At 72.2% G+C, this 6469-nt stretch carries 7 protein-coding genes; 2 read left to right on the top strand and 5 right to left on the bottom strand.

Features of this window, described 5'->3' with window-relative positions; translation table 11 throughout:
* Window positions 1–592 precede the first annotated feature (592 nt).
* The 3 genes from ACU436_RS26400 to ACU436_RS26390 all read right to left on the bottom strand — a co-directional run bounded on the left by ACU436_RS26400 (window position 593) and on the right by ACU436_RS26390 (window position 2626).
* Window positions 593–793: a hypothetical protein gene (locus ACU436_RS26400; RefSeq protein ID WP_459029629.1), complete on the bottom strand. Its 201-nt coding sequence runs from the start codon at window positions 791–793 to the stop codon at window positions 593–595.
* A gap of 118 nt (window positions 794–911) precedes the next feature.
* Window positions 912–2129 (bottom strand): acetyl-CoA C-acetyltransferase, encoded by a 1218-nt coding sequence (locus ACU436_RS26395; protein WP_459029628.1) that lies wholly within the window; start codon window positions 2127–2129, stop codon window positions 912–914.
* Window positions 2130–2173: 44 nt separating this feature from the next.
* Window positions 2174–2626 (bottom strand): MaoC family dehydratase, encoded by a 453-nt coding sequence (locus ACU436_RS26390; protein WP_459029627.1) that lies wholly within the window; start codon window positions 2624–2626, stop codon window positions 2174–2176.
* A 180-nt stretch (window positions 2627–2806) separates the two neighbouring features.
* Here ACU436_RS26390 and ACU436_RS26385 point away from each other — a divergent pair, with 180 nt between their 5' ends.
* Entirely contained in the window at window positions 2807–4138 is a 1332-nt protein-coding gene (locus ACU436_RS26385; RefSeq protein WP_459029626.1) for an MFS transporter, read from the top strand.
* Here ACU436_RS26385 and ACU436_RS26380 read toward each other — a convergent pair.
* Window positions 4087–4512: a hypothetical protein gene (locus tag ACU436_RS26380; RefSeq protein ID WP_459029625.1), complete on the bottom strand. Its 426-nt coding sequence runs from the start codon at window positions 4510–4512 to the stop codon at window positions 4087–4089. The two genes, ACU436_RS26385 and ACU436_RS26380, sit on opposite strands and share 52 nt — an antisense overlap.
* Complete coding sequence (locus ACU436_RS26375; protein WP_459029624.1) at window positions 4509–5450, bottom strand: ferritin family protein; 942 nt, start codon at window positions 5448–5450, stop codon at window positions 4509–4511. Before ACU436_RS26375 ends, ACU436_RS26380 begins: the two co-directional genes overlap by 4 nt.
* 119 nt (window positions 5451–5569) lie before the next feature.
* Between ACU436_RS26375 and surE the strand changes: the two genes are divergently transcribed.
* Entirely contained in the window at window positions 5570–6367 is a 798-nt protein-coding gene (surE, locus tag ACU436_RS26370) for a 5'/3'-nucleotidase SurE (RefSeq protein WP_459029623.1), read from the top strand.
* The last annotated feature ends 102 nt before the right edge of the window (window positions 6368–6469 follow it).

Genomic DNA, 6469 nt, shown 5'->3' with positions numbered 1-6469 from the left:
CCCTCGCCGCCGGCGTCCAGTGGTTGATCACCGGGGAGATATCTGGCCGCCAGCGGGGAGAACGCTGGCCGTCACCGGGGCGGTAAATGGCCGCCTACGGGGAGTTTGGACTGGCCGCTGTCACTCACCTGGGCGAGCGGGTCGGGTGGGCGGAACGACCGAACCCGTGGTCGCGTGGACGGCCGTCCCCGACACGGGGGCCCGCCCTCCCTCGACGAGACCGTCACTGCCGAGTGCCCACGCCACTGTCCGGTGGTCCCGATCCTCGATCGCAGGATGACCACACGCAGTCGACATGCACCCAACGAGAGCGCTCCTACGCAGGTCCGGGAGGCACGACGCGCATCTCGCAGAGCGCCCACGGACTCGGTGGTTCCGGGCTCGGCCCCGATCGGTACCGCAGCGCGCAACGCGCCACCGGCCCACGCGACCACCCGAGGCGAACCCACGACAGCGGCCCGGGGCCCGCCGCGGTGCATCTCCGACCGGCCAACTCGAGGGCACCCGAGAACCGCGCCAACCCCACCCACTCGCGGCCCCTACACGGCAACCGGGCCGTGCCCCGACCCGGTGAAGGATCGTGGACACCCCACTAGCCCGCGAGGGCGCGCCACCCCAGCGATGTGATCCGGGCCGGGCCGGGCGACCGGTCCGGGTCCGGCGGGTTGATCAGTCCGGCCGCGACCAGCCGACCCCCGGCCGCCGAGTCGGCGCAGGCGAGCCCGTCGATGAGGAGCTCGGGCTGCCAACCACCGCCGAGACGGCAACGGCCCGCGGCGACCGCGCGTAGCACGGCCCGATCCCGCCCGCTCAACGTCGCAGTTACCGCGCCCGCCATCTCCTCGACCCCTCTCGCGACGATCTCCTACGAGAGCTGTCGTACCCGGCGAGAGAGGTGTTTCACATCACGCTCAGGCCGCCACCCGTTCGAAGATCGCGGCGAGCCCCTGGCCGCCCCCGATGCACATGGTCTCGAGGCCGTAGCGGGAACCGCGCCGCTCCATCTCCCGCGTGAGCGTGGCGAGGATCCGGCCGCCGGTGGCACCGACGGGGTGGCCGAGCGAGATCCCGGAACCGTTGACGTTGACCCGCTCGAAGTCCTCCGGCACGAGCTTCCACTCGCGCGTGCAGGCGAGCACCTGCGCCGCGAAGGCCTCGTTGAGCTCGATCAGGTCCATGTCGGCGAGCGTCAGCCCCGCGGTGTCGAGGGCCTTCGCCACGGCCGGCACCGGCCCGATGCCCATCGTGGCGGGCGGCACGCCGCCGAGACCCCACGAGACGAGCCTGGCCAGCGGCCGCAGCCCCAGCTCGGCGGCCTTCTCCGGGCTGGTGACGACGCAGATGGCGGCGCCGTCGTTCTGGCCGCTGGCGTTGCCCGCCGTGACCGTGGCGTCCGCGTCGTCGCGGCCAAGCACGGGGCGCAGCCCGGCGAGCTTCTCGACCGTCGAGTCGGGGCGGATGTGCTCGTCGGCGTCGACGACCGTGTCGCCCTTCCGGCCCTTCACGGTGACCGGGACGATCTCGTCGGCGAAGCGGCCCTCGTCGCGGGCGGCAGCGGCACGCCGGTGCGAGCGCACGGCGAACTCGTCCTGCTCCTCGCGCGGGATCGAGTACTCCCGGCGCAGGTTCTCGGCCGTCTCCAGCATCCCGCCGGGCACCGGGAAGTTGATCCCGCCCGCCGTGACGCGACCGCGGGCGAGCGCGTCGTGCAGCATCACCCCGGGCCCGCCCTTGACTCCCCAGCGCATCCCGGTGGAGTAGAACGGCGCGCTCGACATCGACTCGGCACCGCCGGCGAGCACCAGCTCCGACACCCCGGACTGCACCTGCATCGCCGCGTACAGCACCGCCTGCAGGCCCGAGCCGCAGCGCCGGTCGATCTGCAGACCGTTCACGGTCACGGGCAGCCCGGCGTCCAGCGCGGCGACGCGGCCGATGGCCGGCGCGTCCATCGTGGGGTAGCAGTGGCCGAGCACGACGTCGTCGACCGCGTCCGGCGGCAGGGCGGTGCGCTCCACCAGTGCGCGGATCACCGTGGCGGCGAGCTCGTGTGCCGGCACGTCCCGCAGCCCACCGCCGAACCCGCCCACCGGCGTCCGCAACGGTTCGCAGATCACCGCTTCTCGCATCGAGCCCTCCTCAGAGTTGCTGCGTTGTCAGACGTGCAGCGTTGTCAGACGTACTGCCGGGTCAGCCACTCGGCGACGAGCGCGGGTCGCTCCGACCCCTCGATCTCGACCGTCACCTTCGTGGTCATCTGGACTCCGCCCGACACGTCGGTGACCTCGACCAGTTCGACGGCGGCCCGCACCTTGCTGCCGACCGGCACGGGCGAGGTGAACCGCACCCGGTTCAGCCCGTAGTTGACGCCCATCTTCGTGCCCTCGACGCGGTAGGCCTGCTTCACGAGGTGCGGCAGCAGCGAGAGCGTGAGGAAGCCGTGGGCGATGGTGCCGCCGAACGGTCCCGCCTTGGCCCGCTCCTCGTCGACGTGGATCCACTGGTGGTCGAGGGTCGCGTCGGCGAACGTGTCGATCTGCGACTGGTCGACCGTGACCCAGTCGCTCACTCCGAGCTGGGAGCCCGCCGCCGCGCGCAGCTCGTCGACCCCGCTGAAGACGCGCATCCACCCGCTCCGATCGTCTGCGAACCTGCGGGCCCAGCCTGCCACACGGAACCGGCGGAACCGGTGCGTGAGATGCAGCACGGGGAGGCCGCCCCTTGACACGCTCGGCTCCCGCCGCCGATTCTGGGATCTCGTTCTAGAGCCTGGCTCGGTCCGAACGCTGCGACGAGGAGGTCGCGAATGAGCCCCCGGTACGTGCGCCTGCTCGACGAGTACCCGACCGGCGGGCGGCGGCTACGGATACTGGCGATGGCCGTGCTGGCAAGCCTGATCTGCTCCTACGAGGCCCAGATCGCGCCCGTGGTCCCGCTGCTGCTCGAGGACCTGGACATGACCCTCGCGACGTACGGGGCGATCTCGGCGGTCGCGGCGCTCGCCGGGGCGGTGGCCGGGATCGTCGGCGGGCGGCTCACCGACAAGGTCGGGCGGGTCCGGCTCCTGATCCCGCTCATGATGCTCACCGGGCTCTGCTGCTTCGCGATGGCGCTGATCACCTCGCCCGGCCAGCTGCTCGTCGCCCGGGTCGTGCTGTCGTTCATCGACGGGGTCGCGATCGCCAGCACCGCCCCGCTCGTGCGCGACTTCTCCCCGCGGATGGGCCGCGCCCAGGCGTTCGGGTTCTGGACCTGGGGGCCGGTGGGGGCCAACTTCCTCGCCGCCGCGATCGCCGGGCTCACGCTGCCGCTGTTCGACGACGCCTGGCAGTCCCAGTTCGTGATCATGGGGTGCATCTCGCTCGTGCTGTCGATCGTGATCGCGGCCAACATCGCCGAGCTGTCGCCGCGGCTGCGGGCCAAGATCGTGCAGACCGAGCGCACAGCGCTCACCGTCGTCGACGCCGAGCGGCCCGCGCTCGCCCGCACCCTGCTCGCGCACCGCACGACGTGGGCCCACGTCGTCGGGATCGCGTTCTGGCTCGTGCTCTACCTGACGCTCACCCTCTACGGGCAGACGATGCTGGTGCAGACGTTCGACATGAGCACGGCCCAGGCGTCGGCGGTCATGACGGTGTTCTGGATCCTCGACCTCGCGGCCCTCGTGCTGGCCGGGCGGCTGTCGGACCGGCTGCAGCTGCGCCGCCCGTTCGCGCTCGGCGGCACGCTCGTGGGGCTCGTGGTCCTGGTGTTCTTCGTGTCCCTGCTGGGCCGCCCGTCCGTCTCGCTACCGGTCCTGATGGTCACCGGAATGGTGCTCGGCGGCGTGCTCGGCGCCGCCTACTCGCCGTGGATGGCGAACTTCTCCGAGGACGCGGAGGACATCGACCCGCGCCTCCAGGGCACGGCGTGGGGCCTCTTCTCGTTCCTGGTCAAGGGCATGGCCGTGGTGGTGCTCCTGGTCGCGCCGCACGTGGTGGCCGCCGCCGGCTGGCAGGCCTGGATGGCCGGAACGGCCGGCTGCATGGCGCTGTTCGGCGTGGCGATCTGCTTCTTCGGCGGGCCGTGGCGGCGTGGATCCTCGCCCTACCCCGCCCGGACCCGGCCGATCGCGGCGAGCGACTCCACCACGAAGTAGACGATCCGGAAGAACCCCAGCACGTCGCCGCGTTCCAACCGGATCCGCCGGTACATCACCAGCCGCCCGGCGTCCGCGCCGCCCACGAGCTCCTGCCAGACCGCGAGCGGGGCGCTGAGCACGTACGTGGCGGCGTGCGCCGCGTCCGCCCCGGCGGCCGCCGCCCGCGTGCACCTGCCCCGTTCCCACTCCAGCAGCAGGCACCCGGGCAGGTCGGGGGCCACGAGCGCCCACGTCCCGTCGTGCCGGGCCCGCGCGTCGTCGATCCACTCCCAGTACGAGGGCAGCTTGCCCGCGCGCACCTCGTCGGACGGGCCGCGGTCGACGGCCTCGCGCGCCGCATCCGCCCACTCCGGCGAGAACAGCGCCGTCATCCGCCCGCCACCTCGGGTTCGATCTGCTGGATCCGCTCCCGCAGGTCGGGTGGCAGGTCGATGCCGACGTCCGACAGCTTCATCGACAGCTGCCTGATCATCAGCCGCCGTACCTCCTCCGGGCTCCAGCCGAGCGCCTCGAGTGCCAGCCGCCGGCTGACGGCGCCGTTCATGGCGAGGATCGTGCGCAGCGTCTCGTGGATCTCGCGCAGCAGCGGCGGGTCGGCGCGTACCGCGTCGCGCAGGAACCGCATCCCGGCCTGGACGTGGCGGGCCTCGTCCCGGCAGGTGGCGGTGAACCCGGCGTAGTAGGCCGGCAGGAGGCCGCGCTCCCGGCAGTAGGTGAGCGTGATCTTCATGACCGACAGCGCGAGCACGCCTTCGATCCACAGGAAGTACGTGGTGCCGTAGCGCACCCGCGCGGCGGGGTCCTCCGGGTCGCGGCGCAGCTCGTCGGCCTGGTAGGCGAGGAGGCCGAACGGGCCCACGAACGTCTCCGAGACGTGCGGGAACGACGCGTCGAGCACCTCCTGCACCGTCTCGCCGGGCAGCCCGACGACCTCTCGGTAGAAGCGGTCGAAGAAGATGGTGTGCCGGGCCTCGTCCTCGATCTGGCTCGACATGTAGATCTTCGACTCTTCGCTGCCGCCGAGCATGAACACCGGCAGCTCCACCTCTACCTGCCGCTCACCGTGGTGGAAGCCGGAGGAGATGGCGACGAACGCGGTGCGCTCCTCCTGCGACATCCGGGTGTTCCAGTCCTGGACGTCCCGGCCGAAGTCGAGCTCGTAGACGTCCCAGCGCTGCCGCAGGTAGCGCCGGTACAGGTCGAGGTAGCCGGGGAGCTTCTTGAGGTCGGCGTGCACGTAGTCGAGCACGTCGTCGATGTCCACGTCGACGATCTCGGCGAGACTGGATGTCGCGACGGCGTCCGTCATCAGCACCTCCCAGTGGGTGTGACGTGGATCCTAGAACGGGATTCAGGGAACGAGAACCGTGCGCGTGAGCGTCATCGCGCAGCCGTCCGGCGGCCACCTGCCTCGCCTACGGTGGATGAGTGGCCTCCTCCCGACGTCTCCGCGCCCTGATCACCAACGACGACGGCATCGACTCACCCGGCCTGCGGGCATTGGCCACCGGGGCACGGGACGCCGGGTTCGATGTGGTGGTCGCGGCCCCGCACGTCGACGCGAGCGGGGTGGGCGGTTCGGTGCTGGCCGTCCGGGACGGGCGGCGCGTGCGGGTGCACCGCCGGGAGCTGCAAGACCTGCCGGGCATCCCGGCGTTCGCCGTCGAGGGCCACCCCGCCTTCATCGTCCACTCGGCGGGCCGGGGCTGGCTGGACCCGGAGCCGGACGTGGTGCTCTCCGGCATCAACATCGGCGCCAACCTCGGGCACGCGGTGCTGCACTCCGGCACGATCGGGGCCGCGCTCGCGGCGGGACTGCACGGGTGGCGAGGCCTCGCCGTCTCCCTCGGCACCCCGCTCATCGAGCCCGAGCAGCCGCACTGGGAGTCCGCGCTGAAGCTCCTGCCCGACGTGCTCGACGTGCTGCTCGGCGCACCGGACGCCACCGTGCTCTCGCTCAACGTGCCGGACCTGCCCGTCGCCGAGCTCGGCGAGCTGCGCGAGGCGCGGCTCGCGCACTGGGGCACGGTCCGGGTGCGCGTCGACCACGTCAGCGACGAGGACGGCGGCCTGCTGCACACCCACGAGGCCGAGCTGGCCGCGGAGCCCGAGCCGGACACCGACACGGCCCTGCTCGCCGCCGGACACCCGACCCTGACGGAGCTGCAGTCCGTGACCGACCGCCCCGGCCTGCTCGCCGAAGGCGCGCAGAGACGGGCCGGCTAGCGAGTCCGCGGTGGGCACCAGGGGCACTTCGCACATCCTGCATGGGCTTCGCATAGGGCGGGCCTTGTGCGAAGTCGGTGCTGGGTGTGCGAAGTCGGCCGG

Source organism: Pseudonocardia wallangbongensis (genome assembly GCF_054486945.1).
The sequence above is the reverse complement of the archived record's forward strand: the minus strand, read 5'-3'. Positions and strand labels throughout refer to the sequence as shown.